This is a genomic window from Pantoea sp. AG1095 (assembly GCF_003208415.1).
GTDB classification, from domain to species: Bacteria; Pseudomonadota; Gammaproteobacteria; order Enterobacterales; family Enterobacteriaceae; genus Pantoea; species Pantoea leporis.
In genome coordinates this window covers 17,711-43,525 of the sequence record NZ_QKMJ01000007.1, presented here as the reverse complement: position 1 = coordinate 43,525, position 25,815 = coordinate 17,711, and the positions used below count along the sequence as shown (strand labels likewise).

General features: G+C 53.1%; 36 protein-coding genes. 33 read left to right on the top strand and 3 right to left on the bottom strand.

The features are described from left to right. Position 1 precedes the first annotated feature (1 nt). Complete coding sequence (locus tag DEU53_RS15145; RefSeq protein WP_101762645.1) at positions 2 to 982, bottom strand: LacI family DNA-binding transcriptional regulator; 981 nt, start codon at positions 980 to 982, stop codon at positions 2 to 4. Positions 983 to 1,214: 232 nt separating this feature from the next. On the opposite strand from DEU53_RS15145, the gene tauA reads away from it, so the two are divergent. From tauA to tauD, 4 genes are read left to right on the top strand one after another with little or no spacing between them, the layout of a single operon-like run. Further along, the gene (tauA, locus tag DEU53_RS15140) at positions 1,215 to 2,195 is read left to right on the top strand and encodes a taurine ABC transporter substrate-binding protein (protein ID WP_110867719.1); all 981 of its coding nucleotides are present in this window, start codon (positions 1,215 to 1,217) and stop codon (positions 2,193 to 2,195) included. 11 nt (positions 2,196 to 2,206) lie between these two features. Continuing rightward, positions 2,207 to 2,974, top strand: coding sequence for a taurine ABC transporter ATP-binding subunit (gene tauB, locus DEU53_RS15135; protein WP_110867603.1), 768 nt, complete (start codon positions 2,207 to 2,209; stop codon positions 2,972 to 2,974). Then, the gene (gene tauC, locus DEU53_RS15130) at positions 2,971 to 3,798 is read left to right on the top strand and encodes a taurine ABC transporter permease TauC (RefSeq protein ID WP_101762642.1); all 828 of its coding nucleotides are present in this window, start codon (positions 2,971 to 2,973) and stop codon (positions 3,796 to 3,798) included. The genes tauB and tauC overlap by 4 nt, the downstream gene beginning before the upstream one ends. Next, the gene (gene tauD / locus DEU53_RS15125; protein WP_110867602.1) at positions 3,795 to 4,634 is read left to right on the top strand and encodes a taurine dioxygenase; all 840 of its coding nucleotides are present in this window, start codon (positions 3,795 to 3,797) and stop codon (positions 4,632 to 4,634) included. The genes tauC and tauD overlap by 4 nt, the downstream gene beginning before the upstream one ends. 194 nt (positions 4,635 to 4,828) lie before the next feature. Here tauD and DEU53_RS15115 read toward each other — a convergent pair whose 3' ends face one another. After that, the gene (locus tag DEU53_RS15115) at positions 4,829 to 6,733 is read right to left on the bottom strand and encodes an ABC transporter ATP-binding protein (RefSeq protein WP_110867601.1); all 1,905 of its coding nucleotides are present in this window, start codon (positions 6,731 to 6,733) and stop codon (positions 4,829 to 4,831) included. A gap of 114 nt (positions 6,734 to 6,847) precedes the next feature. Here DEU53_RS15115 and kefG point away from each other — a divergent pair, with 114 nt between their 5' ends. The 4 genes from kefG (at position 6,848) to slyD (ending at position 10,189) form a co-directional block, all read left to right on the top strand. Next, on the top strand, positions 6,848 to 7,399 hold the full coding sequence (gene kefG / locus DEU53_RS15110) for a glutathione-regulated potassium-efflux system ancillary protein KefG (RefSeq protein WP_101762639.1): 552 nt from the start codon (positions 6,848 to 6,850) through the stop codon (positions 7,397 to 7,399). Next, a complete protein-coding gene (kefB, locus tag DEU53_RS15105; protein WP_110867600.1) occupies positions 7,399 to 9,201 on the top strand; it encodes a glutathione-regulated potassium-efflux system protein KefB in 1,803 nt (600 codons plus the stop codon). Before kefG ends, kefB begins: the two co-directional genes overlap by 1 nt. Positions 9,202 to 9,246: 45 nt before the next feature. Next, the gene (locus DEU53_RS15100; RefSeq protein WP_007892203.1) at positions 9,247 to 9,441 is read left to right on the top strand and encodes a YheV family putative zinc ribbon protein; all 195 of its coding nucleotides are present in this window, start codon (positions 9,247 to 9,249) and stop codon (positions 9,439 to 9,441) included. A 193-nt stretch (positions 9,442 to 9,634) separates the two neighbouring features. After that, positions 9,635 to 10,189, top strand: coding sequence for a peptidylprolyl isomerase (gene slyD, locus DEU53_RS15095; RefSeq protein WP_049851962.1), 555 nt, complete (start codon positions 9,635 to 9,637; stop codon positions 10,187 to 10,189). 179 nt (positions 10,190 to 10,368) lie between these two features. Here slyD and DEU53_RS15090 read toward each other — a convergent pair whose 3' ends face one another. Further along, positions 10,369 to 10,587 (bottom strand): protein SlyX, encoded by a 219-nt coding sequence (locus DEU53_RS15090; RefSeq protein WP_101762638.1) that lies wholly within the window; start codon positions 10,585 to 10,587, stop codon positions 10,369 to 10,371. A gap of 280 nt (positions 10,588 to 10,867) precedes the next feature. On the opposite strand from DEU53_RS15090, the gene fkpA reads away from it, so the two are divergent. From fkpA to rplE, 25 genes are all read left to right on the top strand, one after another. After that, positions 10,868 to 11,698, top strand: coding sequence for an FKBP-type peptidyl-prolyl cis-trans isomerase (gene fkpA, locus DEU53_RS15085; protein WP_110867599.1), 831 nt, complete (start codon positions 10,868 to 10,870; stop codon positions 11,696 to 11,698). 174 nt (positions 11,699 to 11,872) lie between these two features. Next, positions 11,873 to 12,595: a transcriptional regulator gene (locus DEU53_RS15080; RefSeq protein ID WP_007886240.1), complete on the top strand. Its 723-nt coding sequence runs from the start codon at positions 11,873 to 11,875 to the stop codon at positions 12,593 to 12,595. Next, positions 12,595 to 12,981 carry a sulfurtransferase complex subunit TusD gene (tusD, locus tag DEU53_RS15075; RefSeq protein ID WP_110867598.1) on the top strand — a complete coding sequence of 129 codons (387 nt, stop codon included), beginning with the start codon at positions 12,595 to 12,597 and terminating at the stop codon, positions 12,979 to 12,981. Before DEU53_RS15080 ends, tusD begins: the two co-directional genes overlap by 1 nt. Then, positions 12,981 to 13,340, top strand: a complete 360-nt coding sequence (tusC, locus tag DEU53_RS15070) for a sulfurtransferase complex subunit TusC (RefSeq protein WP_110867597.1) — start codon at positions 12,981 to 12,983, stop codon at positions 13,338 to 13,340. Before tusD ends, tusC begins: the two co-directional genes overlap by 1 nt. Positions 13,341 to 13,349: 9 nt before the next feature. Continuing rightward, a complete protein-coding gene (gene tusB, locus DEU53_RS15065; protein WP_110867596.1) occupies positions 13,350 to 13,637 on the top strand; it encodes a sulfurtransferase complex subunit TusB in 288 nt (95 codons plus the stop codon). Between the two features lie 126 nt (positions 13,638 to 13,763). Then, positions 13,764 to 14,138 (top strand): 30S ribosomal protein S12, encoded by a 375-nt coding sequence (gene rpsL, locus DEU53_RS15060; protein WP_006120575.1) that lies wholly within the window; start codon positions 13,764 to 13,766, stop codon positions 14,136 to 14,138. Positions 14,139 to 14,234: 96 nt separating this feature from the next. Further along, positions 14,235 to 14,705 (top strand): 30S ribosomal protein S7, encoded by a 471-nt coding sequence (gene rpsG / locus DEU53_RS15055; RefSeq protein WP_007886246.1) that lies wholly within the window; start codon positions 14,235 to 14,237, stop codon positions 14,703 to 14,705. 93 nt (positions 14,706 to 14,798) lie between these two features. Then, entirely contained in the window at positions 14,799 to 16,913 is a 2,115-nt protein-coding gene (gene fusA, locus DEU53_RS15050) for an elongation factor G (protein WP_101762633.1), read from the top strand. A 69-nt stretch (positions 16,914 to 16,982) separates the two neighbouring features. Beyond that, on the top strand, positions 16,983 to 18,167 hold the full coding sequence (gene tuf / locus DEU53_RS15045) for an elongation factor Tu (RefSeq protein ID WP_110867595.1): 1,185 nt from the start codon (positions 16,983 to 16,985) through the stop codon (positions 18,165 to 18,167). 178 nt (positions 18,168 to 18,345) lie between these two features. Next, on the top strand, positions 18,346 to 18,540 hold the full coding sequence (gene bfd, locus DEU53_RS15040) for a bacterioferritin-associated ferredoxin (RefSeq protein WP_008104746.1): 195 nt from the start codon (positions 18,346 to 18,348) through the stop codon (positions 18,538 to 18,540). A gap of 105 nt (positions 18,541 to 18,645) precedes the next feature. Continuing rightward, on the top strand, positions 18,646 to 19,128 hold the full coding sequence (bfr, locus tag DEU53_RS15035; protein WP_101762566.1) for a bacterioferritin: 483 nt from the start codon (positions 18,646 to 18,648) through the stop codon (positions 19,126 to 19,128). Between the two features lie 313 nt (positions 19,129 to 19,441). Further along, the gene (rpsJ, locus tag DEU53_RS15030) at positions 19,442 to 19,753 is read left to right on the top strand and encodes a 30S ribosomal protein S10 (protein ID WP_006120582.1); all 312 of its coding nucleotides are present in this window, start codon (positions 19,442 to 19,444) and stop codon (positions 19,751 to 19,753) included. Positions 19,754 to 19,785: 32 nt separating this feature from the next. After that, the gene (gene rplC / locus DEU53_RS15025; protein WP_008104741.1) at positions 19,786 to 20,412 is read left to right on the top strand and encodes a 50S ribosomal protein L3; all 627 of its coding nucleotides are present in this window, start codon (positions 19,786 to 19,788) and stop codon (positions 20,410 to 20,412) included. Between the two features lie 10 nt (positions 20,413 to 20,422). Further along, positions 20,423 to 21,028 (top strand): 50S ribosomal protein L4, encoded by a 606-nt coding sequence (gene rplD, locus DEU53_RS15020; protein ID WP_007891650.1) that lies wholly within the window; start codon positions 20,423 to 20,425, stop codon positions 21,026 to 21,028. Then, positions 21,025 to 21,327 carry a 50S ribosomal protein L23 gene (gene rplW / locus DEU53_RS15015; RefSeq protein WP_007891652.1) on the top strand — a complete coding sequence of 101 codons (303 nt, stop codon included), beginning with the start codon at positions 21,025 to 21,027 and terminating at the stop codon, positions 21,325 to 21,327. Before rplD ends, rplW begins: the two co-directional genes overlap by 4 nt. Positions 21,328 to 21,344: 17 nt before the next feature. Then, entirely contained in the window at positions 21,345 to 22,166 is an 822-nt protein-coding gene (gene rplB / locus DEU53_RS15010; RefSeq protein ID WP_007891654.1) for a 50S ribosomal protein L2, read from the top strand. Between the two features lie 16 nt (positions 22,167 to 22,182). Continuing rightward, complete coding sequence (gene rpsS / locus DEU53_RS15005) at positions 22,183 to 22,461, top strand: 30S ribosomal protein S19 (protein ID WP_001138115.1); 279 nt, start codon at positions 22,183 to 22,185, stop codon at positions 22,459 to 22,461. A gap of 13 nt (positions 22,462 to 22,474) precedes the next feature. Next, on the top strand, positions 22,475 to 22,807 hold the full coding sequence (rplV, locus tag DEU53_RS15000; protein ID WP_007891659.1) for a 50S ribosomal protein L22: 333 nt from the start codon (positions 22,475 to 22,477) through the stop codon (positions 22,805 to 22,807). A gap of 17 nt (positions 22,808 to 22,824) precedes the next feature. Then, the gene (gene rpsC, locus DEU53_RS14995) at positions 22,825 to 23,523 is read left to right on the top strand and encodes a 30S ribosomal protein S3 (protein ID WP_007891660.1); all 699 of its coding nucleotides are present in this window, start codon (positions 22,825 to 22,827) and stop codon (positions 23,521 to 23,523) included. A 12-nt stretch (positions 23,524 to 23,535) separates the two neighbouring features. After that, on the top strand, positions 23,536 to 23,946 hold the full coding sequence (gene rplP, locus DEU53_RS14990; RefSeq protein ID WP_015962145.1) for a 50S ribosomal protein L16: 411 nt from the start codon (positions 23,536 to 23,538) through the stop codon (positions 23,944 to 23,946). After that, on the top strand, positions 23,946 to 24,134 hold the full coding sequence (gene rpmC / locus DEU53_RS14985) for a 50S ribosomal protein L29 (RefSeq protein ID WP_007891662.1): 189 nt from the start codon (positions 23,946 to 23,948) through the stop codon (positions 24,132 to 24,134). The genes rplP and rpmC overlap by 1 nt, the downstream gene beginning before the upstream one ends. Next, positions 24,134 to 24,388, top strand: coding sequence for a 30S ribosomal protein S17 (gene rpsQ / locus DEU53_RS14980; RefSeq protein WP_007891663.1), 255 nt, complete (start codon positions 24,134 to 24,136; stop codon positions 24,386 to 24,388). The genes rpmC and rpsQ overlap by 1 nt, the downstream gene beginning before the upstream one ends. A 169-nt stretch (positions 24,389 to 24,557) precedes the next feature. Next, positions 24,558 to 24,929 (top strand): 50S ribosomal protein L14, encoded by a 372-nt coding sequence (gene rplN / locus DEU53_RS14975; protein ID WP_006120590.1) that lies wholly within the window; start codon positions 24,558 to 24,560, stop codon positions 24,927 to 24,929. A 10-nt stretch (positions 24,930 to 24,939) separates the two neighbouring features. Continuing rightward, positions 24,940 to 25,254 (top strand): 50S ribosomal protein L24, encoded by a 315-nt coding sequence (rplX, locus tag DEU53_RS14970; RefSeq protein WP_007891664.1) that lies wholly within the window; start codon positions 24,940 to 24,942, stop codon positions 25,252 to 25,254. A 14-nt stretch (positions 25,255 to 25,268) separates the two neighbouring features. After that, entirely contained in the window at positions 25,269 to 25,808 is a 540-nt protein-coding gene (gene rplE / locus DEU53_RS14965) for a 50S ribosomal protein L5 (protein WP_007891665.1), read from the top strand. Positions 25,809 to 25,815 lie beyond the last annotated feature (7 nt).

Sequence of the window (25,815 nt, the reverse complement as noted above, 5' to 3'; positions counted from 1 at the left end):
GTTAGCTGGAAGCGCGTTCAACGCGTTTCCACGGCAACACTTCATGGACCACCGACGCGTTAGGCTGGCGGATGCGTTGCAGCAGCAGCTGTACGCTGCGCACACCCATACGATTCATCGGCTGCTCAATCGTGGTCAGCGGTGGATTCAGGCTGCTGGTAAAGTTGATGCCATCAAATCCCACCACCGCTAAATCTTCCGGCACGCGTAAACCTGCTTCCAACGCCGCGTGGATGACGCCGACCGCCAACACATCCGATACCGCAAACACCGCATCCGGCGGTTCCGGCTGCGTGAGCAGTTCGCGCAAAGCCGCACTGCCCGCTTCGCAGGTGATATTCTCGGCGTAAGCCACACCGCACCAGCTGAGATCCAGCTGCTCCAGCGCCGCGCGATATCCCTCTTCACGCTTATGTGAATAGAGGTAGCGCATATCGCAGTTCACCAGCGCAATACGACGTCGGCCTTTGCTCGCCAGATAACGCACGGTTTCGAAAGCCGCTTCTTTATTATCAATCGCCACGCTTGAGGCGGCGATCGACGGATCGTATTCCGCGCACTGCACCCAAGGCTGATCGCCAATCAATTCTTTCAGCTCATGCAGGCTGCTGGCGGCATCCATGGTGATCACGCCGTCGACCACTTTGCCGGTGAGCAACGCAATGTAGGCCGCTTCGCGCCGCAGCTGCGATCCCGAGTTACACAGCAGAATGTGGTAACCCTGCGCTTCAGCTTCGGCTTCAATGCCCTGAACCACGCGTGAGCAGAATGGATTGGTGATGTCGGGAATCAGCACTAACAACATATGGCTTTGCGAAGTGCGCAACTGGCGCGCCAGCAGGTTGGGCTGATAGTCGCAGATGTCGATGGCCGCCAGCACTTTGGCACGCGTATCCGGGCGCACGCCGGGATTCTGGTTCAAAACCCGTGAAACGGTGGCTTTTGACACGCCAGCCAGGTGTGCGACTTTTTCTATCGACATGGATTCAGGACCGTTAATAAAGAGTTAAAAAATGAGATCTCTATCAATATCACAGCTGCCATGTGAGCGTGTGACATATTTACCGCTTTCCTTTTCTTTCCATTTGCACTTTTTGCATAGCCTTGCCCGATGTTGATCTAAGAACGGATCGTCATTAGGGATAATTTTTAATTCCTTTATGAAATTACTGTTGCTGGAGAAACTGCCCAGACAAAACACATTGGGGTGAATGATGATGGCAATGAAAAAAACAATAACGGCGGTCACAGCGGCTCTGGCCCTGATGGCGTTCCAGGCGCAAGCGGTCAACGTTACCGTGGCGTATCAGACCTCGGCTGAACCAGCCAAAGTGGCGCAGGCGGATAACACCTTCGCCAAAGAGAGCGGTGCTACCGTCGACTGGCGCAAATTTGATAGCGGGGCCAGCGTGTTACGTGCACTGGCGTCGGGCGACGTGCAGATTGGTAATATCGGTTCCAGCCCGCTGGCGGTCGCCGCCACGCAAAAGCTGCCGATTGAAGCTTTCCTGCTGGCCTCTCAGCTCGGTAACTCCGAAGCGCTGGTGGTGAAGAAAACCATCAAAGATCCTAAAGACCTGATTGGCAAGCGCATCGCCGTGCCGTTCATCTCGACGACGCACTACAGCTTCCTCGCCGCGCTCAAGCATTGGGGCATCAAGCCTTCGCAAGTGACCTTAGTCAACCTGCAGCCGCCGGCGATTATTGCTGCCTGGAAACGCGGTGACATTGACGGCGCTTACGTCTGGTCTCCGGCGGTCAACGAGCTGGAGAAAGATGGCAAGGTGCTGACGGACTCTTCGCAGGTCGGCAAGTGGGGCGCGCCAACGCTCGATGTGTGGGTGGTGCGTAAAGACTTTGCGCAGCAGCATCCAGAAATCGTCACCGCCTTTGCCCGCAGCGCCGTTGAAGCGCAGCAAGCTTACATCGCCAATCCGGATCAATGGCTGAAGCAGTCAGACAACCTGAGCAAGCTGGCGCGCCTGAGCGGTGTACCCGAAGCGGATGTGCCGGTGCTGGTAAAAGGCAACACGTACCTCACCGCGCAGCAGCAGGTGGAGCAGCTCGGCAAGCCGGTGAACAAGGCGATTGTCGATACTGCCGGCTTCCTGAAAGAGCAGGGCAAAGTGCCAGACGCGGATAGCGATTACAGCAGCTTCGTCACCACGCGCTTCGTTGCACCCTTAGTGAAATAACCGGAGGCCGTATGCTTAACATCACCCATCTCAATGCGCGTTACGCCGGACAACCCGCGCTGCAGGACATCAACCTGCAGCTGGGCAGCCGAGAGCTGCTGGTGGTGTTAGGTCCCTCCGGCTGTGGCAAAACCACGCTGCTGAACCTCATCGCCGGCTTTCTGCCGCTGGAATCTGGCAGCATTACGCTGGATGGCAAAGCGGTAAAAGGGCCGGGCGCTGAGCGCGGCGTAGTGTTTCAAAATGAAGGATTGCTGCCGTGGCGCAACGTGATCGATAACGTTTCGTTCGGTTTGCAACTGGCGGGCATGGCGAAGGCGGAGCGCCATAGCATTGCACGCCGTTTGATCCGCAAAGTAGGACTGGAAGGTGCAGAGCAGCGTTATATCTGGCAGCTCTCTGGGGGTCAACGCCAGCGCGTGGGCATTGCGCGTGCGCTGGCGGCCGATCCTCAGTTGCTGCTGTTAGATGAGCCGTTTGGCGCGCTGGACGCCTTTACCCGTGAACAGATGCAAACCCTGCTGCTAACGCTGTGGCGTGATACCGGCAAGCAGATTCTGCTGATCACCCACGACATCGAAGAAGCGGTGTTCCTCGCCAGCGAACTGGTGCTGCTGTCGCCGGGACCGGGCCGCGTAGTGGAGCGTTTGAAACTCGACTTCGGCCAACGCTTCGCCGCCGGGGAACCGTGCCGCAGCATCAAATCCGATCCGGCGTTTATCGAACGTCGTGAATATGTACTGAATCAGGTGTTTTCCCAGCGTGAGGCGTTTATATGAGTGCGGTGATTGATGGGAAGACCCAAATGCGTCGTCGTGGACTGCGCTGGCCGTTCTCGCGCCAGTTCTCACTCAGCCTGCTCAGCGTGGGCTTGTTACTGCTGTTGTGGTGGGCTATTACCGCGCTCGGCTTAGTGGCACCGCTGTTCTTACCGCCGCCGCAAGTGGTGCTGCAGAAGCTGATATTGATTGCCAGCCCGCAAGGTTTTATGGACGCCACATTATGGCAGCATCTGGGTGCCAGCCTGGCGCGTATGCTGGTGGCGCTGTTCTTTGCCGCGCTGATTGGGATTCCGGTCGGCATCGCCATGGGCCTGAGCCCGGCGATTCGCGGCTTGCTTGATCCGCTGATCGAACTCTATCGCCCGGTACCGCCGCTGGCTTATTTGCCGCTGATGGTGATCTGGTTTGGCATCGGCGAAACCTCGAAGATTTTACTGATTTATCTGGCGATTTTCGCGCCGGTGACCTTGTCGACGCTGGCGGGTGTGAAGAATGCCCAGCAGGTACGGATTCGCGCGGCACAGGCGCTGGGCGCATCGCGCTGGCAACTGCTGCGCTATGTGATTCTGCCTGGCGCGCTGCCGGAAATCCTCACCGGTTTGCGCATTGGTCTCGGCGTAGGTTGGTCAACGCTGGTGGCGGCGGAACTGATTGCCGCTACGCGGGGACTCGGCTTTATGGTGCAGTCGGCCGGTGAGTTCCTCGCCACCGACGTGGTGCTGGCCGGTATCGCCGTGATTGCCCTGATTGCCTTTGGCTTAGAACTGGGTCTGCGCGCCTTGCAGCGCCGACTGACGCCCTGGAATGGAGAACAGCAATGAACGAACGTCTTAATTTTACCGCGTTGGGCCCGAATATTGGGGCGCAGGTCAGTGATGTCGATCTCAGCCGTCCGCTGAGCGATGCCCAGTTTGAACAGCTCTATCATGGCTTGCTGCGCCATCAGGTGCTGTTCCTGCGTAATCAGGTGATTACCCCGGAACAGCAGCGCGCGCTGGCGATTCGCTTTGGCGATCTGCATATCCATCCGGTCTATCCGCATGCGGAAGGCGTGGAAGAGATCATCGTGCTGGATACGCATCAGGATAATCCGCCGGATAACGACAACTGGCACACCGATGTGACCTTTATTCAAACCCCGCCGGCAATTGCAATCCTGGCTTCGAAGCTGCTGCCGGAAAGCGGCGGCGATACCTTGTGGTCAACCGGGATTGCGGCCTATGAAGCGCTGTCTGAACCGTTTAAGACGCTGTTGAATGGACTGCAGGCGGAGCACGACTTTAAGAAGTCGTTTCAGGAGTACAAATACCGCAAAACCGAGGAAGAGCATCAGCGCTGGCAGCAAGCGGTGGCAAAGAACCCGCCGGTGCAGCATCCGGTGATTCGTACCCACCCGGTGAGCGGACGCAAGGCGCTGTTTGTCAACGAAGGTTTTACCACGCGTTTGCTGGGCTTGAGCGAAAAAGAGAGCGATGCGCTGCTTAACTTCCTGTTTTGGCATAGCGCCAAACCGGAATTCCAGGTGCGCTGGCGCTGGCAAGAGAATGATGTGGCGATTTGGGACAACCGCGTGACCCAACACTATGCTAATGCGGATTATTATCCGGCGCGGCGGGTGATGCATCGCGCGACGGTGTTAGGGGATAAGCCGTTTTAATTTGGAATAGTGCTCGCATTCCCCCTCCTCGGTCCTCCCCCATAAATAGGGGAGGAAGATGCTGCCACATGTAAGTGATGAAGCTGCATGTGGCAGCGTCTCCTTCCCCCGCTTGCGGGGGAAGGCCGGGATGGGGGACAGCGTGCACACTTCCATAAATGGGGGAGGACCGAGGAGGGGGACAGCGCGCACACTCAACCCGCCAGCATCTGCTCCAGCTGTTCCTGCGCATCCAGCCACGCCATTTCGACCTCTTCCAGCGCCGCCTTACTCTCGGCCTGACGCTGCAGCGCCACATTCAAATCGGCTTTGCGGCTCTGATCGTAAATCGCGCTGTCGGCTAACTGGGCTTCCGCATCGCTGAGCTGGCTCTGCCACTTCGCCATCTGCTTCTCAAGCTTCTCGATCTCTTTACGCAGCGGCTGCGTTTGTGCGCGCAGTTCGGCGTCGCGGCGTTTCTGGTCTTTGCGCGATTGCGCGCTGTTGCCGTTGTCCTGCTTCGGTGCGGCATCCTGTTGCGCTTGCTGCTTCTGCAAATCGCTCAGCCACTGCTGATAATCTTCCAGATCACCCTCAAACACGTCGACCTTGCCGTCGTGCACCAGATAGAGATCGTCGGTGGTGGCGCGCAGCAGATGGCGATCGTGCGAGACCACCACCAGCGCGCCTTCGAAATCAATCAGCGCTTCGGTCAGCGCCTGACGCATATCAAGATCGAGGTGGTTAGTTGGTTCATCAAGCAGCAGCAGGTTCGGGCGCTGCCAGACAATTAATGCCAGCACCAGACGCGCTTTTTCGCCGCCGGAGAAACGTTCGGTGATTTCGCTGACTTTATCGCCCTGGAAGCCGAAGCCGCCTAGGTAGTCGCGCAGTTGCTGCTCCAGCACTTTCGGCGCGATGCGTGATAAATGCTGCAAGGGTGATTCATCGGCGCGCAGATATTCCAGCTGATGCTGGGCGAAGTAACCGAGCTTAATGCCTTTCGCCAGGCCAACTTTGCCATCCAGCGCGTCGAGCTCACCGGCTAGCAGCTTAATCAGCGTCGATTTACCCGCGCCGTTACGGCCCAGCAGGCCAATACGTGAACCCGGCACAAGGTTGAGTTTGATGGCGTCGAGAATGATGCGTTCGCCATAACCGGCGGTAACACGCTCCATCTTCAGCAACGGATTCGGCAAGCTTTCTGGCGCGCGGAAACTGAAGCTGAATGGGTTATCGACGTGTGCTGGCGCAATCAATTCCATGCGCTCCAGCATTTTGATGCGGCTCTGCGCCTGCTTGGCTTTGGTCGCCTGCGCGCGGAAGCGATCGATATACTTCTGCAGGTGCGCCACTTTTTCCTGCTGGCTCTGGAACAGCGCTTGCTGCTGCGCCAGCTTGGCGCCGCGCTGACGTTCGAACGAGCTGTAGTTACCGGTGTATTCAAACATCGTCTGCTGTTCGATATGGATGATCTTATCGACCACCGGATCGAGGAAGTCGCGGTCGTGCGAAATCAGCACCAGCGTGCCTTCGTAGCTTTTCAGCCAGCGTTCAAGCCAGATCACCGCATCCAGATCGAGGTGGTTAGTCGGTTCATCCAGCAGCAGCAGATCGGAACGGCACACCAGCGCCTGCGCGAGGTTAAGGCGCATGCGCCAGCCACCGGAGAAATCGCTCACCGGACGCATTAATTGTTCCTGGCTAAAGCCCAAACCGTGCAACAAACTTGAGGCGCGAGCAGGTATGCTCCACGCCTGAATCGCATCCAGCTTGCCGTGCAGCAGGGCGATGGCGTTACCATCGTTGCGCGCGTTGGCGTCGGCCAATTCGGATTCAAGCTGACGATATTCACGGTCGCCGTCGATAACATACTCCAGCGCGGGTTTGCTCAGCGCCGGGGTTTCCTGATTGACCCACGCCAGCGCCCAGTTGCTCGGGAACGTAGCGTTACCTGCATCGCTGCTGATTTCGCCCTTCAGCAATGACAGCAGCGTCGATTTGCCGCAGCCATTTTTGCCCACTAAGCCAACTTTCTGGCCTGGGTTAATGGTGGCTGTTGCGTTATCCAGCAGCACATTGGTGCCGCGGCGAATTTGTAGTGCTGAAAAGACAATCATAAGCGCCGTATCGTCAGAATATGTTAATTTACCGGCAACATAATTCGAGAAAATTTGTTGCGTCGAGCATGGTAGCGGAATTCCTGTGCCGTGACGACGCTTTGGAGGGGAACGATGTCGCAGCCACCCAAAATATTGCTGCTTTACGCCCATCCGGAATCACAGGATTCGATTGCTAATCGGGTTTTGCTGCAGTCGGCTATGGAACTGGACCACGTCACGGTGCACGATTTATACGCCCACTATCCGGATTTTTTTATTGATATTCACTATGAGCAGCAGCTGCTGCGCGACCATCAAATCGTTGTATTCCAACATCCACTTTATACCTACAGCTGCCCGGCGCTCCTGAAGGAGTGGCTGGATCGTGTGCTGTCGCGCGGCTTTGCCAGCGGACCGGATGGTAATGCGCTGGAAGGCAAATACTGGCGCAGCGTGGTCACCACCGGCGAACCGGAAGCGGCGTATCACCCTAGCGGCCTGAATCGCTATCCGATGAGTGACATTATGCGTCCGTTTGAGCTGACGGCGCAGATGTGTCGCATGCACTGGATGACGCCGATGGTGATTTATTGGGCGCGTCGACAAACGCCGGACGTGATGCGTAATTTTGCGCGCGCATACGGCGACTGGCTGGCTTCACCGCTGCCGCAGGGAGGAGTGTGATGGAAGGCGAAACGTTACTGACGGCGGGCGTGATTTATCTGGTCGCGGCGGTGCTGATTGTGCCGATTGCGGCACGTCTCGGCATTGGCGCGGTGCTGGGCTATCTGCTGGCCGGTATCGCGATTGGTCCGTGGGGTTTGGGGTTCATCAGCGACGTCGAGGAGATTTTGCACTTCTCGGAACTCGGCGTGGTGTTCCTGATGTTCATCATCGGGCTTGAACTGAACCCCTCGAAACTGTGGGCGCTGCGCCGTTCGATATTTGGCGTTGGTGCGGCTCAGGTGCTGATTTCCGCCGCCATTCTCGGCGGATTGCTGTGGCTGACCGATTTTAGCTGGCAGGCGGCGGTGATTGGCGGCATTGGTCTGGCAATGTCATCCACGGCGATGGCGCTGCAGCTGATGCGCGATAAAGGCATGAACCGCAGTGAATCGGGACAGCTCGGATTCTCAGTGTTGCTGTTCCAGGATCTAGCGGTGATTCCCGCGTTGGCGCTGGTGCCGCTGCTGGCGGGCGGCGACAGCGGTCATGTTGACTGGTTGAAAGTTGGGATGAAAGTGCTGGCGTTCGGCGGGATGCTGATTGGTGGTCGTTATCTGCTGCGCCCGATTCTGCGCTTCATTGCCGCATCCGGCGTGCGCGAAGTGTTTACTGCCGCCTCACTGCTGCTGGTGCTGGGTTCGGCACTGTTTATGGATGCGCTCGGCCTGTCGATGGCGCTCGGTACTTTCATCGCGGGTATTCTGTTGGCGGAAAGCGAGTATCGCCACGAGCTGGAAGTGGCCATTGAACCGTTCAAAGGTTTGTTGCTGGGCTTGTTCTTTATTTCGGTTGGCATGGCGCTGAATCTCGGCGTGCTTTATACCCACATCACTGAAATTTTGTTGGGCGTGCTGATTCTGGTGACGGTGAAAACGTTGGTGCTGTATGTGCTGGGGCGCATTTATGGCCTGCGTAGTTCGGAGCGCCAGCAGTTTGCCGGTGTGTTAAGCCAGGGCGGCGAGTTTGCCTTTGTGCTGTTCTCGGCGGCGTCGTCGGCCAAAATGTTCAGCGGCGACCAAATGCCGCTGCTGCTGGTGACGGTGACGTTATCCATGATGACCACGCCGCTGCTGATGAACGGCATCGATCGTTTACTGGCGCACCGCTTTAATGAGCCCGATGAAAATGCCGAGAAGCACTTTGTTGAGGACGATCGGCCGCAGGTCATTGTGGTGGGCTTTGGTCGTTTTGGTCAGGTTGTTGGCCGTTTGCTGATGGCGAACAACAAGCGCATTACCGTGCTGGAGCGTGATATCTCCGCGGTGAGCCTGATGCGTAAATATGGCTATAAGGTTTACTATGGCGACGCCACCGAGCTGGAGCTGCTGCGTGCGGCGGGCGCGGAGAATGCGCAATCCATCGTCATTACCTGTAACGATCCGGAAGATTCGATGACCATCGTGCAACTGTGTCAGCAGCATTTCCCGCAGCTGGAAATCCTGGCGCGTGCGCGTGGACGTGTTGAGGCGCACGAACTGTTGCAGGCGGGTGTTACGCTGTTCTCGCGTGAGACGTTCTCCAGTGCGCTGGAGCTAGGTCGTAAAACGCTGATCTCGCTGGGCATGCATCCGCATCAGGCGCAGCGCGCGCAGCAACATTTCCGGCGTCTGGATATGCGTATGCTGCGTGAGCTGGTGCCCAGCCACGATGACAGCGCGCAAGTTTCGCGTGTGCGCGAGGCGCGGCGCGAGCTGGAGGATATCTTCCAGCGCGAAATGCAGCACGAGAAACGTCAGTTTGACGGCTGGGATGACGAGTAGAACTATACTTACTTAATCCGTTCACTAACGACGGCAGGAAACAGTATGCGTAAACAATTTATTGCCGGTGCGGTTTGCCCGCACTGCCAGGAAAAAGACACGTTGGCATTGTGGCGTGAGAACAATGTTGATGTGGTGGAGTGCGTCGAGTGCGGTCATCAAATGCGGGAAGCGGATAAGCAGGTGCGCGATCAGGTTCGCAGCAATGAGCAAGTGATCGGCATTTTTCATCCTGAGTAGCGCAATGGCTCAGCTTTTTTTAAGCTTGAACTTACAGCGGGATTGAATTCCGTTACAATCGGCGCCATTAACGCTGAGCAGTATGCAATAACACATTTGTTGGCATCCTCAGTCTTGAACCTTTCTGGTTGGTTATTGCACGCAAAATTGACCAATGGGACGGGATCTTAGTTCTCAACGGTTAGGAGATATCATGAAAGTAGCAAAAGACCTGGTGGTGAGCCTGGCGTATCAGGTTCGTACCGAAGACGGTGTGTTGGTTGACGAGTCACCGGTGAGTGCACCGTTGGACTATCTGCACGGTCATGGTTCCCTGATTTCTGGTCTGGAAAAAGCGCTGGAAAATCATGATGTAGGCGATAAGTTTGACGTGCATATCCCGGCGAACGACGCTTACGGTCAATACGATGACAACCTCGTACAGCGCGTACCAAAAGACGTGTTTATGGGCGTTGACGAACTGCAGGTTGGCATGCGCTTCCTGGCAGAAACCGATCAGGGTCCAGTTCCGGTTGAAATCACCGAAGTTGAAGATGAGCACGTAGTGGTTGATGGTAACCACATGCTGGCGGGTCAGAACCTGAACTTCAACGTGGAAGTTGTGGCGATTCGCGCAGCGACCGAAGAAGAGCTGGCGCACGGCCACGTGCATGGCGCGGATGGTCATCACCACGATCATGACCACGACCATGGTCACGATCACGGCCAGGGCGGTTGTGGCACTGGCGGTTGCGGCTGCAGCCACTAATTAGTGTGATGCTGGCGAGGCCACCTTCGGGTGGCCTTTCTTATGTACAGCATCTAAGAATGTGCGAGCAACATTGAGGCAAGGCGCCAGGAATCGGGAGAGCGCAGCATACTGTAGTATGTGAGCATCTCACGGTGACGCAGCAACGCGGCATCGATGTGGCGCAGCCATTCTGGACATTAGTAATGCGGCGGCGGCGTCTCTTCTGCTTGTGATGCGATCATCGACGGCGCGCTATCTTTCACTTTATCGATTAACAGACGGACCTGCTCACGCAGTCTGATCATCTCCAGCTCATGCTGAACCACCGTTTGATTGAGCTGATCGATGGTGTATTCCTGAAAAGCCAGCTTGCTCTCCAGCGCCTCAAGGCGTTGTTCCCATTCTGTTGGTTGCATGATCTTTCCTCATCTTGCGGTGCTGCACGTTAGTCTGTTTCGGGCGTGATTCTACGGCCTTTCGCTTCAGAATCACCTGATATTTTACCTTTCCGCGCCATGCTGCATTGAAACGCCGCATAACGCCTATATCTCTGATGAAACTTCCTGAAGCAAAAAAGGTCGGAGGTTGGACGGGTAATTACATTGTGGGAGTGTTCGCCGCTGCCACGTAAAGTTATAGTGTGGGCCTCAGTCCGCAATGATTCCCGAGGTTAGAGGCTTCGGTTTTGGAGAAAGGATGAATTCACTGTTTAAAGTCACATTGTTAGCTACCACCATGGCCTTCGCGCTGAATGCACCGCTGGCAATGGCAGCAGAAACCGCCGCTGCTCCAGTAGACGCCGCTCAGGCTGCGCCGCAAGCACCGAAAAATGCAGCCTTCAAAAACGAAGACCAGCAATCAGCTTATGCACTTGGCGCGTCGCTGGGTCGCTACATGGACAACTCTCTGAAGGAACAAGAGAAGCTGGGCATCAAACTTGATAAAGATCAGTTGATCGCGGGTGTTCAGGACGCCTTTGGCGGCAAGAGCAAACTCTCTGATCAAGAGATCGAGCAAACCCTGCAGGCCTTTGAAGGCCGCGTAAAAGGTGCTGCTCAGGCGAAGATGGAAAAAGACGCGAAAGAGAACTCTGATAAGGGTTCCGCTTACGCTGACAAATTCGCTAAAGAAAAAGGCGTGAAGAAAACCGAATCTGGCCTGCTGTATCAGGTAGAGAAAGAGGGTACCGGTAGCGCGCCGAAAGACAGCGACACTGTGGTTGTGAACTACAAAGGGACGCTGATCGACGGTACTGAGTTCGATAACTCTTATACCCGCGGTGAGCCGCTGTCGTTCCGTCTGGACGGTGTGATTCCGGGCTGGACCGAAGGTCTGAAGCACGTGAAGAAAGGCGGTAAAATCAAGCTGGTGATCCCACCGAACCTGGCTTACGGCAAAAATGGCGTTCCGGGTATTCCGGCCAACTCTACGCTGGTGTTCGATGTTGAACTGCTCGACATCAAACCCGCGCCGAAAGCGGACGAAAAAGCGCAGGCTCCAGTCGCTGCCGATCAGAAAGCCCAGTAATCTTAACTTTCTGCATCACGCCGCCCTCGGGCGGCGTTTTTATTGCGGAGAAGAGAGTAAAGGTCTGGCTAAAGACCAGCACATTTGCCAGACTAGCGCCTGCACAATTATCACAATATGAGTCTGCCCCAATGCTGTCGAGACAGGCTCCAGCCATTTAGGGTAATGTCTTCGATGTCTAATCCATTCAATCCCGGTGAACTGACTGACTTCGATTTACTGGAGCAACGTCCGTTCGAGCAAGCAGATTACGATATCCTCAAATCCTACGAAGCCGTTGTCGATGGCCTGGCGATGCTGATTGGCTCGCACTGCGAAATCGTGCTGCACTCGCTGGAAGATTTGAAGTGTTCTGCGGTGCGTATCGCCAACGGTGAACATACCGGGCGTAAAGTGGGTTCGCCGATTACCGATTTGGCGCTGCGTATGCTGCACGATATGCACGGCGCCGACAGCAATGTCTCCAGAGCCTACTTCACGCGCGCGAAAAGCGGTGTGCTGATGAAATCGGTCACGATCGCGATTCGTAATCGCCAGCAGCGCGTTATTGGCTTGCTGTGCATCAACATGAACCTCGACGTTCCGTTCTCGCAGATTATGTCGACCTTTATGCCGCCGGAGATGCAGCAGGTGGATTCCAACGTCAACTTTGCCAGCTCGGTGGAAGATCTGGTGATGCAGACGCTTGAGTTCGCGATTGAAGAAGTGAGCGCTGACCGTAACGTCTCTAATAATGCTAAGAATCGCCAGATCGTGCTCAATATGTATGAGAAGGGTATCTTCGACATTAAAGATGCGATTAACCAGGTGGCCGATCGCCTCAATATCTCCAAGCACACGGTTTACCTCTACATTCGTCAGTTTAAAAGCGGTGATTTTCAGGGGCAGGATCGTTAATGCGCTACACCTTGCTGGTCACCGGACCAGCATACGGCACGCAACACGCCAGCAGCGCGCTGCTGTTTGCGCGCGCACTCATTAAGGCCGGGCATCAGCTGGAGAGCGTGTTCTTCTATCGTGAAGGCGTGTTGAACGCCAACCAACTGAGCGCGCCGGCCAGCGATGAGGTGGATATGGTGCGTGAATGGCAGCAGTTGCGCGCTGAAAGTGGCGCCGCGCTCAATATCTGCGTGGCCGCAGCATTACGTCGTGGCGTAACCGACGCGCAGGAAGCCGCGCGCTTGCAACTGGCGGGCAGTAACTTGCAGCCGGGTTTTGAACTCAGCGGTTTGGGCGCATTGGCAGAAGCCGCGCTCAGCTGCGATCGTCTGGTGCAATTCTGATGAACCGCGTGGCTTTTCTTTTTACTCAGGCACCGCATGGCAGCAGCGCGGGCAGGGAAGGGCTGGACGCTGTGCTGGCGACGGGCGCGCTAAGCGAAGATATCGGTCTGTTCTTTATCGGGGATGGCGTGCTGCAGCTCAATCGCGACCAGCAACCTGAGCAAATTCTGGCGCGTAACTACATCGCGACTTTTGGCGTGCTGGAGTTGTACGATATTGACCAGTGTTTTGTCTGCGCCGATTCGCTGCTGGCGCGCGGGCAAAGTTTGACGGCCGAACGTGTGTTAAACGCTGAAGTGATGGATGTCGCATCGCTACGCGAAAAGCTGGCTTCCTATCATCGTGTTATTCGATTCTGAGAACTGATCATGCTCTACACGCTGTTGCAATCTCCCTGGCAATGCGACCTCGATAGCCTGCTGCTTTTATTGCAGGAAGGCGACGATCTGCTTTTATTGCAGGATGGCGTCACCGCCGCTTTGGCTGGCAGCCAAATGTTAATCAAGCTCAGCGCATCGCCGGCTACGCTGTGGGTATTAGAAGAAGATGTGGGGGCGCGCGGCCTAGATGAGCAAATTTCGACCAATGTAGCACGTTTGGACTATACTGGTTTCGTTGCGATGACAGCGAAGCATCCACAACAAGTGGCCTGGTAAGAGCGAAAACCTGGTTATTTCTTGACACCCTTTTGACACAGCCCTAAAATTCTGCCTCCTCGTAGTAATACGAGGCGATTTATTACGTGTTTACGAAGCAAAAAGCTAAATCCCAGGAGCTATTTAATGGCAACAGTTAACCAGCTGGTTCGCAAACCACGCGTACGCAAAGTTGCAAAGAGCAACGTGCCTGCGCTGGAAGCTTGCCCGCAGAAACGTGGTGTATGTACTCGTGTGTACACCACTACCCCTAAAAAACCAAACTCAGCACTGCGTAAAGTTTGCCGTGTGCGTTTGACCAACGGTTTTGAAGTTACCTCCTACATCGGCGGTGAAGGTCATAACCTGCAGGAACACTCAGTGATCCTGATCCGTGGCGGTCGTGTTAAAGACTTGCCAGGTGTGCGTTACCACACCGTTCGTGGCGCGCTGGACTGCTCAGGTGTTAAAGACCGTAAGCAGTCACGCTCCAAGTACGGCGTGAAGAAGCCAAAGGCTTAATGGTTCTCCGTTAAGTAAGGCCAAACGTTTTAACTTAAATGTCAAACTAAACTCGTAGAGTTTTGGACAATCCTGAATTAACAACGGAGTATTTCCATGCCACGTCGTCGCGTCATTGGTCAGCGTAAAATTCTACCGGATCCTAAGTTCGGATCAGAGCTGCTGGCTAAATTTGTAAATATCCTGATGGTAGATGGTAAAAAATCTACTGCTGAATCTATCGTCTATACCGCGCTTGATACCCTGGCTCAACGCGCTGGTAAAGATGGCCTGGAAGCGTTCGAGGTTGCTCTCGAAAACGTACGTCCGACTGTCGAAGTTAAGTCACGTCGCGTTGGTGGTTCTACCTACCAGGTTCCAGTTGAAGTCCGTCCGGTTCGTCGTAATGCCCTGGCAATGCGTTGGATCGTAGAAGCTGCTCGTAAACGCGGTGATAAATCTATGGCTCTCCGCCTGGCGAACGAACTTTCTGATGCTGCAGAGAACAAAGGTACTGCAGTTAAGAAACGTGAAGACGTTCACCGCATGGCTGAAGCCAACAAGGCGTTCGCACACTACCGCTGGTAACAGCAACGTAGTTGTTATAAACCCAGCGGGCGTCCCAGTGACTCACCTGCTGGGCTTTTTTAACTTAGAACGTCTAAGAATCAGAGGAATCAAATGGCTCGTAAAACACCCATTGAGCGCTACCGTAACATTGGTATCAGTGCGCACATCGACGCCGGTAAGACTACAACTACCGAACGTGTTCTGTTCTACACCGGTGTAAACCACAAAATCGGTGAAGTTCATGACGGCGCAGCAACCATGGACTGGATGGAGCAGGAGCAGGAACGTGGTATTACCATCACGTCTGCTGCGACTACCTGTTTCTGGTCTGGTATGGCTAAGCAGTTTGAACCACACCACGTAAACATCATCGACACCCCGGGACACGTTGACTTCACCATCGAAGTTGAGCGTTCTATGCGTGTGCTTGATGGCGCAGTAATGGTTTACTGTGCAGTTGGTGGTGTTCAGCCACAGTCTGAAACCGTATGGCGTCAGGCTAACAAATATAAAGTTCCACGCATCGCGTTCGTTAACAAAATGGACCGCATGGGTGCTAACTTCCTGAAAGTTGTTGACCAGATGAAAGTGCGCTTGGGTGCAAACCCAGTTCCACTTCAGCTGGCTATCGGCGCAGAAGAAGGTTTCACCGGTGTTGTTGACCTGGTGAAAATGAAAGCGATCAACTGGAACGATGCCGATCAGGGCGTTACCTTCGTTTACGAAGATATTCCAGCTGATATGCAGGAACTCGCTGAAGAGTGGCGTGCGAAGCTGGTTGAAGCCGCTGCTGAAGGTTCTGATGAGCTGATGGAGAAATTCTTCGGCGGTGAAGAACTGACCGAAGAAGAGATTAAAACTTCTCTGCGTAAGCGCGTTCTGAAAAACGAAATCATCCTGGTGACCTGTGGTTCTGCATTTAAGAACAAAGGTGTTCAGGCGATGCTGGATGCGGTAGTTGAATACCTGCCAGCACCGACTGACGTTACCGCGATTAACGGTATGCTGGACGACGGTAAAGACACGCCGGCTGAGCGTCATTCCGATGACAAAGAGCCGTTTGCTGCACTGGCGTTCAAAATCGCTACCGACCCGTTTGTTGGTAACCTGACCTTCTTCCGCGTTTACTCTGGTGTTGTTAACACCGGTGACACCGTGTTCAACCCGGTTAAGTCAAACCGTGAGCGTCTGGGCCGTATCGTTCAGATGCACGCGAACAAACGCGAAGAGATCAAGGAAGTTCGTGCGGGCGATATCGCCGCTGCGATCGGTCTGAAAGACGTAACCACTGGTGACACCCTGTGTGACCCAGACAACGTCATCATTCTTGAGCGTATGGAATTCCCTGAGCCGGTAATCTCTATCGCCGTTGAGCCGAAAACCAAAGCTGACCAGGAAAAAATGGGTCTGGCTCTGGGTCGTCTGGCGAAAGAAGATCCATCATTCCGCGTATGGACTGATGAAGAAACCAACCAGACCATCATCGCAGGTATGGGTGAGCTGCACCTCGACATCATCGTTGACCGCATGAAGCGTGAATTCAACGTTGAAGCGAACGTCGGTAAACCTCAGGTTGCTTACCGTGAAGCGATTCGCGCGAAAGTTACCGATATCGAAGGTAAACACGCCAAGCAGTCTGGTGGTCGTGGTCAGTATGGTCATGTTGTTATCGACATGTACCCACTGGAGCCGGGCGTTAATCCGAAAGGTTACGAATTTGTCAACGATATCAAGGGCGGTGTGATTCCAACTGAATACATCCCTGCGGTTGATAAAGGTCTCCAGGAGCAGCTGAAATCAGGTCCACTGGCTGGTTATCCGGTAGTTGATCTGGGTGTTCGTCTGCACTTCGGTTCATACCATGATGTCGACTCCTCTGAGCTGGCGTTTAAACTGGCTGCTTCTTTAGCCTTTAAAGATGGCTTTAAGAAAGCACAACCTGTTCTGCTTGAGCCAATCATGAAGGTTGAAGTAGAGACTCCGGAAGAGAACACCGGTGACGTTATCGGTGACCTTAGCCGTCGTCGTGGTATGCTCAAAGGACAGGAATCTAACGCTACTGGCGTTCAGATCCATGCTGAAGTTCCGCTGTCTGAAATGTTCGGATATGCAACCCAGCTGCGTTCTCTGACCAAAGGCCGTGCTTCTTACTCCATGGAGTTCCTGAAGTACGATGATGCGCCGAACAACGTCGCTCAGGCCGTTATTGAAGCTCGTAGCAAATAAGCTACGGTTTAAAAATTGTGAACTGATGCCTTCATGACTCATGAAGGCACAACGTAAGGAATTATCGCCATGGCGAAAGAGCAATTTCAGCGTAACAAACTGCACGTAAACGTGGGCACCATCGGTCACGTCGACCACGGTAAAACCACCCTGACTGCAGCAATTACTACCGTACTGGCTAAAACCTACGGCGGTAAGGCAAGCAAATTCGATGAGATCGATAAAGCGCCAGAAGAGAAAGCACGTGGTATCACCATCAACACTTCTCACGTTGAATATGAAACCCCGTCTCGCCACTATGCGCACGTTGACTGCCCAGGCCACGCCGACTATGTGAAAAACATGATCACCGGTGCTGCCCAGATGGACGGCGCGATCCTGGTTGTTGCTGCGACTGATGGCCCAATGCCACAGACCCGTGAGCACATCCTGCTGGGTCGTCAGGTTGGCGTTCCTTACATCATCGTGTTCCTGAACAAGTGCGACATGGTTGATGATGAAGAGCTGCTGGAACTGGTAGAGATGGAAGTACGTGACCTGCTGTCAGCTTATGACTTCCCAGGCGACGACACTCCAATCGTACGTGGTTCTGCTCTGAAAGCGCTGGAAGGCGACGCTGAGTGGGAAGCTAAGATCATTGAGCTGGCTGAGCACCTGGATACTTACATCCCAGAGCCAGTTCGTGCAATCGACAAGCCGTTCCTGCTGCCAATCGAAGACGTATTCTCAATCTCTGGCCGTGGTACCGTTGTTACCGGTCGTGTTGAGCGCGGTATCGTTAAAGTGGGCGACGAAGTTGAAGTTGTTGGCCTTAAAGACACTGTGAAATCAACCTGTACTGGCGTTGAAATGTTCCGCAAACTGCTGGACCAGGGTCAGGCAGGCGAGAACTGTGGTGTTCTGCTGCGTGGTATCAAGCGTGAAGACATCGAGCGTGGCCAGGTTCTGGCTAAGCCGGGTTCAATCAAGCCACATACCCAGTTCACTTCAGAAGTTTACGTTCTGTCTAAAGATGAAGGCGGCCGTCATACTCCGTTCTTCAAAGGCTACCGTCCTCAGTTCTACTTCCGTACTACTGACGTGACCGGTGACGTTCAACTGCCAGAAGGCGTTGAGATGGTAATGCCAGGCGACAACGTAAAAATGACCGTTACTTTGATCAAGCCAATCGCTATGGATCAGGGTCTGCGTTTTGCAATCCGTGAAGGCGGCCGTACTGTTGGTGCGGGTGTTGTTGCTGAAATTATCGCTTAATTGCGTTAATGTCGATGGCTGTTTCGGCAGTCATCGCAGCATGAAAAAGAGCACTTCGGTGCTCTTTTTTTATGTCTGAATTTTGCCGTTTCGATTAATCCCACATAAAAGCTGCGTTTGAAATAAAAACCATTCTCATTTACAATTTGATCATAAATTGTACGGGAGTCCGCAGTAAATGTACGTCTGCTTGTGTAATGCCGTGAGTGATAAAACTCTGCGCGAAGTGGTTCGCCGCTATCAACCCAAATCGATTCAACAATTGCGCCAGTTGGTTCCCATTGGAAAGCAATGTGGCAAGTGCGTGCGGTTTGCGCGTGAAATTATGGAAGATGAACTGCAAAACGTGCCGCTCTACAAAGAGATAGCTTAATGAAGTAATTCTGCACTTCCTAATACCCACAATAACTGTCGCGTTTTTTTGACTTCCTTTCATCCGCATCTACGCTCTATTTAGTTGGAAGCGGAGGAAGCAAAAATGAAGGGCGACAGTAAAATCATATTTCATCTCAACAAATTGCTGGGGAATGAACTGGTTGCGATTAATCAGTACTTCCTTCATGCGCGTATGTTCAAAAATTGGGGTCTGACCCGGCTCAATGACGTTGAGTATCATGAGTCAATCGATGAAATGAAACATGCGGACAAATACATCGAACGCATTCTTTTTCTTGAAGGAATTCCTAACCTGCAAGATCTAGGTCGATTACGCATCGGTGAAGACGTACCGGAAATGCTGCAATCTGACCTGGCATTAGAACTGGAAGGCGCAAAGGATTTGCGTGAGGCGATAGCCTATGCCGACAAGGTTCATGACTACGTCAGCAGAGACATGATGATTGAGATTCTTACGGAAGAGGAAGGGCACATAGACTGGCTGGAAACGGAACTCGATCTGGTGAACAAACTCGGCCTGCAAAATTATCTTCAGTCTCAATTAAAAGATCAGAACGAACATTAGCCATATGCCCATCGTCACGCAAGCCCGCTCAGTCAAAACGATTGCTGCGGTTTTTTTTCGGTCTGTAACCAGATTGATGTGGTTAAAAACACAACACGGGTTGCTTCCTGAACTGATTTACGTATAATGCGCGGGCCTGCCGATATTGGTGTGGCGCGATTCGAGCAGAATCGCAGGGGATAGCTGTTTATGTATCGCCTAACAATACTCCCAATTGGGGAGTTATATGCTGAACGATTACACTCCTCCATCAATCGTAATGGATGCGGGTAGTAATTCTTTTCGTTTATAAAATGTTTGGAGCCTTGGTCTCATGTCGAACCAAAGAATCCGTATCCGTCTTAAAGCGTTTGATCATCGCCTGATCGATCAATCAACCGCGGAAATCGTTGAGACTGCCAAGCGCACTGGTGCGCAGGTACGTGGTCCGATCCCGCTGCCAACCCGCAAAGAGCGTTTTACCGTTCTGATCTCTCCGCACGTTAACAAAGACGCGCGTGATCAGTACGAAATCCGCACTCACAAGCGTCTGGTAGACATCGTTGAGCCAACTGAAAAAACCGTTGATGCTCTGATGCGTCTGGACCTGGCTGCCGGTGTTGACGTGCAGATCAGCCTGGGTTAATCAGGTCATCGAGCGATTGAGAGGTTGATACAATGATTGGTTTAGTCGGTAAAAAAGTGGGTATGACCCGCATCTTCACTGAAGATGGCGTTTCAATCCCAGTAACCGTTATCGAAGTTGAAGCAAACCGCGTTACTCAGGTCAAAGGCCTGGACAACGATGGTTACCAAGCTATTCAGGTTACCACCGGTGCTAAAAAAGCAAGCCGTGTGAGCAAGCCTGAAGCAGGTCATTTTGCTAAAGCTGGCGTTGACGCTGGCCGTGGTCTGTGGGAATTCCGCACCGAAGGTGAAGATTTCTCTGTTGGCCAGAGCATCAGTGTTGAAATTTTCGCTGACGTTAAAAAAGTAGACGTTACCGGTACCTCTAAAGGTAAAGGTTTCGCAGGTACCGTTAAGCGCTGGAACTTCCGTACCCAGGATGCTACACACGGTAACTCCTTGTCACACCGCGTTCCGGGTTCTATCGGTCAGAACCAGACTCCGGGCAAAGTGTTCAAAGGCAAGAAAATGGCTGGTCAGCTGGGTAATGAGCGCGTAACCGTTCAGAGCCTGGAAGTAGTACGTGTTGACGCTGAGCGCAACCTGCTGCTGGTCAAAGGTGGCGTCCCGGGTGCAACTGGGTGCGATCTGATTGTTAAACCAGCTGTGAAGGCGTAAGGGGATAGCAATGGAATTAGTACTGAAAGACGCGCAGAGCGCGCTGACTGTTTCCGAAACTACCTTCGGTCGTGATTTCAACGAAGCGCTGGTTCACCAGGTTGTTGTTGCTTATGCTGCTGGTGCTCGTCAGGGTACTCGTGCGCAGAAGACTCGTGCTGAAGTTACTGGTTCAGGCAAAAAGCCTTGGCGCCAGAAAGGTACCGGCCGTGCGCGTTCAGGTTCTGTAAAGAGCCCGATCTGGCGTTCAGGTGGCGTAACCTTCGCTGCACGTCCACAGGACCACAGTCAAAAAGTTAACAAAAAGATGTACCGCGGCGCGCTGAAAAGCATTCTGTCCGAGCTGGTACGTCAGGACCGTCTGATCGTTGTCGAGACGTTCTCTGTAGAAGCGCCTAAAACTAAGCTGCTGGTACAGAAACTGAAAGACATGGCGCTGCAAGATGTGCTGATCATCACCGGTGAACTGGATGAGAATCTGTTCCTGGCTGCGCGTAACCTGTACAAGGTTGACGTGCGTGATGCAGCGGGCATCGACCCAGTTAGCCTGATCGCCTTCGACAAAGTCGTTATGACTGCGGAAGCAGTTAAGCAAGTTGAGGAGATGCTGGCATGATCCGTGAAGAACGTCTGCTGAAAGTAGTGCGTGCACCGCACGTATCAGAAAAAGCATCTACTGCGATGGAAAAAACCAATACCATCGTTCTCAAAGTTGCTAAAGACGCGACCAAAGCAGAGATCGTTGCTGCTGTTGAGAAGCTGTTCGAAGTGGAAGTTAAAGACGTAAACACCTTGGTAGTTAAAGGGAAAGTTAAGCGTCACGGACAGCGTATCGGTCGTCGTAGCGACTGGAAAAAAGCTTACGTCACCCTGAAGGAAGGCCAGAATCTGGACTTCGTCGGCGGCGCTGAGTAAGTCGGAGGAGAAAGACAATGGCAGTTGTTAAATGTAAACCGACATCTCCGGGTCGTCGCCACGTAGTTAAAGTGGTGAACCCAGAGCTGCACAAGGGCAAACCATTTGCTCCGCTGGTAGAAAAAAACAGCAAATCCGGTGGTCGTAACAACAATGGTCGTATCACTACCCGTCATATCGGTGGTGGTCACAAGCAGGCTTACCGTATTGTTGACTTCAAACGCAACAAAGATGGTATCCCAGCAGTTGTTGAGCGTCTTGAGTACGATCCGAACCGTTCTGCGAACATCGCACTGGTTCTGTACAAAGATGGCGAGCGCCGTTACATCCTGGCCCCTAAAGGCCTGAAAGCCGGCGATCAGATTCAATCTGGCGTTGATGCTGCGATTAAAGCAGGTAACACCCTGCCGATGCGTAACATCCCGGTGGGTTCTACCGTTCATAACGTAGAAATGAAACCAGGCAAAGGCGGTCAGATTGCTCGCTCAGCTGGTACTTACGTGCAGATCGTTGCGCGTGAAGGTTCCTACGTTACCCTGCGTCTGCGTTCAGGCGAAATGCGCAAAGTTGAATCCGAATGTCGTGCAACTCTTGGCGAAGTCGGCAACTCTGAGCACATGCTGCGCGTACTGGGTAAAGCTGGTGCAACCCGTTGGCGTGGTGTTCGTCCTACCGTTCGCGGTACTGCGATGAACCCAGTCGATCACCCGCACGGTGGTGGTGAAGGTCGTAACTTTGGTAAGCACCCGGTAACTCCGTGGGGCGTTCAGACCAAAGGTAAGAAGACCCGTAGCAACAAGCGTACTGATAAATTTATCGTACGTCGCCGTAGCAAATAATTTTAGAGGATAAGCCATGCCACGTTCTCTCAAGAAAGGTCCTTTTATTGACCTGCACTTGCTGAAGAAGGTAGAGAAAGCGGTGGAAAGCGGTGACAAGAAGCCCCTGCGCACTTGGTCCCGTCGTTCAACGATCTTCCCTAACATGATCGGTTTGACCATCGCTGTCCATAATGGTCGTCAGCACGTTCCTGTCTTTGTTTCCGACGAAATGGTCGGCCACAAACTGGGTGAATTTGCACCGACACGTACTTATCGCGGCCATGCTGCAGATAAGAAAGCCAAGAAGAAATAAGTAGGAGGAAGAGATGGAAACTATTGCTCAACATCGCCATGCTCGTTCTTCTGCTCAGAAGGTTCGCCTGGTGGCAGACCTGATTCGCGGTAAGAAAGTGTCGCAGGCTCTGGATATTCTGACCTACACCAACAAGAAAGCTGCTGTGTTGGTTAAGAAAGTCCTGGAATCTGCCATTGCGAACGCCGAACACAACGATGGCGCTGATATCGACGATCTGAAAGTCGCGAAAATCTTCGTAGACGAAGGCCCAAGCATGAAGCGCATTATGCCGCGTGCGAAAGGTCGTGCAGATCGCATCCTGAAGCGCACCAGCCACATTACTGTGGTTGTGTCCGATCGCTGAGACTCTGGAGACTAGCAATGGGTCAGAAAGTACATCCTAATGGTATTCGCCTGGGTATTGTAAAACCATGGAACTCTACCTGGTTTGCGAACACCAAAGAATTCGCTGACAACCTGGACAGCGATTTTAAAGTCCGTCAGTTCCTGACCAAGGAACTGTCTAAAGCGTCTGTATCTCGTATCGTTATCGAGCGTCCGGCTAAGAGCATCCGTGTGACTATTCACACTGCTCGCCCGGGTATCGTTATCGGTAAAAAAGGTGAAGACGTAGAAAAACTGCGTACGGTCGTCGCGAAAATCGCTGGCGTTCCTGCACAGATCAACATCGCCGAAGTCCGTAAGCCGGAACTGGACGCTAAATTGGTTGCTGATAGCATCACTTCACAGCTGGAGCGTCGTGTGATGTTCCGTCGTGCTATGAAGCGTGCTGTACAGAACGCAATGCGTCTGGGCGCGAAGGGTATTAAAGTCGAAGTCAGCGGCCGTTTGGGCGGTGCCGAGATCGCACGTACCGAATGGTACCGTGAAGGTCGCGTACCGTTGCACACACTGCGTGCAGATATTGACTACAACACCTCTGAAGCGCACACCACTTATGGTGTAATCGGCGTTAAGGTATGGATCTTCAAAGGCGAGATCCTGGGTGGTATGGCTGCTGTTGAACAACCGGAACCGGCTGCTCAACCTAAAAAGCAGCAGCGTAAAGGCCGTAAGTAAGGAGAGTCGCTGATGTTACAACCAAAGCGTACGAAATTCCGTAAAGTGCACAAAGGCCGCAACCGTGGTCTGGCGCAAGGTACGGATGTCAGCTTCGGTACTTTCGGTCTGAAAGCTGTTGGCCGTGGTCGTCTGACTGCTCGTCAGATCGAAGCAGCACGTCGTGCTATGACCCGTGCAGTTAAGCGTCAAGGTAAAATTTGGATCCGTGTATTCCCGGACAAACCAATTACCGAGAAGCCGCTGGAAGTGCGTATGGGTAAAGGTAAGGGTAACGTGGAGTATTGGGTTGCCCTCATTCAACCGGGTAAAGTCCTGTATGAAATGGACGGAGTTTCGGAAGAATTGGCCCGTGAAGCCTTCAAGCTGGCAGCAGCAAAACTGCCTATCAAAACCACCTTTGTTACTAAGACGGTGATGTAATGAAAGCAAATGAGCTGCGTGAAAAAAGCGTTGAAGAGCTGAATACTGAGCTACTTAACCTGCTGCGTGAGCAGTTTAACCTGCGCATGCAAGCAGCATCCGGCCAACTTCAGCAAACCCATCTGCTGAAAGAAGTTCGCCGTAATGTTGCACGTGTTAAGACTTTACTGACTGAGAAGGCGGCGTAATGACCGATAAAATCCGTACTCTGCAGGGTCGTGTTATTAGTGACAAAATGCAGAAATCTGCAGTTGTTGCTATCGAACGTGTCGTGAAACACCCGATCTACGGTAAATTCATCAAGCGTACGACTAAGCTGCACATCCATGACGAGAACAATGAATGCGGTATTGGTGACGTGGTTGAAATCCGCGAAACCCGTCCGCTGTCCAAGACTAAGTCTTGGACGCTGGTTCGCGTTGTAGAGAAAGCGGTTCTGTAATAGAATCCGTTTCCTCTAAAAAATAAAACGAACGGCTCGTCTGAGCCGTTCGTTTTTTCTACCCATGTGCGAGAACCGGTGTTATAATGCCGCGCCCTCAATTATGGGGCTTTTTAACGACCTGAGGTTTGGGTCCCGAAGTAGTAGTTGACATTAGCGGAGCACTAAAATGATCCAAGAACAGACTATGCTGAACGTCGCCGACAACTCCGGTGCACGTCGCGTAATGTGTATCAAGGTTCTGGGTGGCTCGCACCGTCGCTACGCAGGCGTCGGCGATATCATCAAAGTGACCATCAAGGAAGCAATTCCTCGTGGCAAGGTGAAAAAAGGTGATGTCCTGAAAGCGGTAGTGGTGCGCACCAGGAAGGGTGTTCGTCGCCCGGACGGTTCTGTCATTCGCTTCGATGGTAATGCATGCGTTATTTTAAACAATAACAGCGAGCAACCTATCGGTACGCGTATTTTTGGGCCGGTAACTCGTGAACTTCGTACTGAAAAGTTCATGAAAATTATCTCTCTGGCACCAGAAGTACTCTAAGGAGCGAGCAATGGCAGCGAAAATCCGTCGTAACGACGAAGTTATCGTGCTTACCGGCAAAGACAAAGGTAAACGCGGTAAAGTAAAGAACGTCCTGACTTCTGGTAAAGTCATCGTTGAAGGTATCAACCTGGTTAAGAAACATCAGAAGCCGGTTCCGGCCCTGAACCAGCCAGGTGGCATCGTTGAAAAAGAAGCTGCTATTCAAGCTTCCAACGTTGCACTCTTCAATGCGGCAACCGGCAAGGCTGACCGTGTAGGCTTTAGATTCGAAGACGGCAAAAAAGTCCGTTTCTTCAAGTCTAATAGCGAAACTATCAAGTAATTTGGAGTAGTACGATGGCGAAACTGCATGATTACTACAAAGACGAAGTAGTCCAGAAACTCATGACAGAGTTCGGCTACAATTCTGTCATGCAAGTCCCTCGGGTCGAGAAGATCACCCTGAACATGGGTGTTGGTGAAGCGATCGCTGACAAGAAACTGCTGGATAACGCAGCAGCTGACCTGGCAGCAATCTCCGGTCAAAAACCGCTGATCACCAAAGCACGCAAATCAGTTGCAGGCTTCAAAATCCGTCAGGGCTATCCGATCGGCTGTAAAGTAACTCTGCGCGGTGAGCGTATGTGGGAGTTCTTTGAGCGTCTGATCACTATTGCTGTACCACGTATTCGTGACTTCCGCGGTTTATCTGCTAAGTCGTTCGACGGTCGTGGTAACTACAGCATGGGCGTTCGTGAGCAGATCATCTTCCCAGAAATCGATTATGACAAAGTCGATCGCGTTCGTGGTTTGGATATTACCATTACCACTACTGCGAAATCTGATGATGAAGGCCGTGCTCTGCTGGCTGCCTTTGAATTCCCATTCCGCAAGTAAGGTAGGG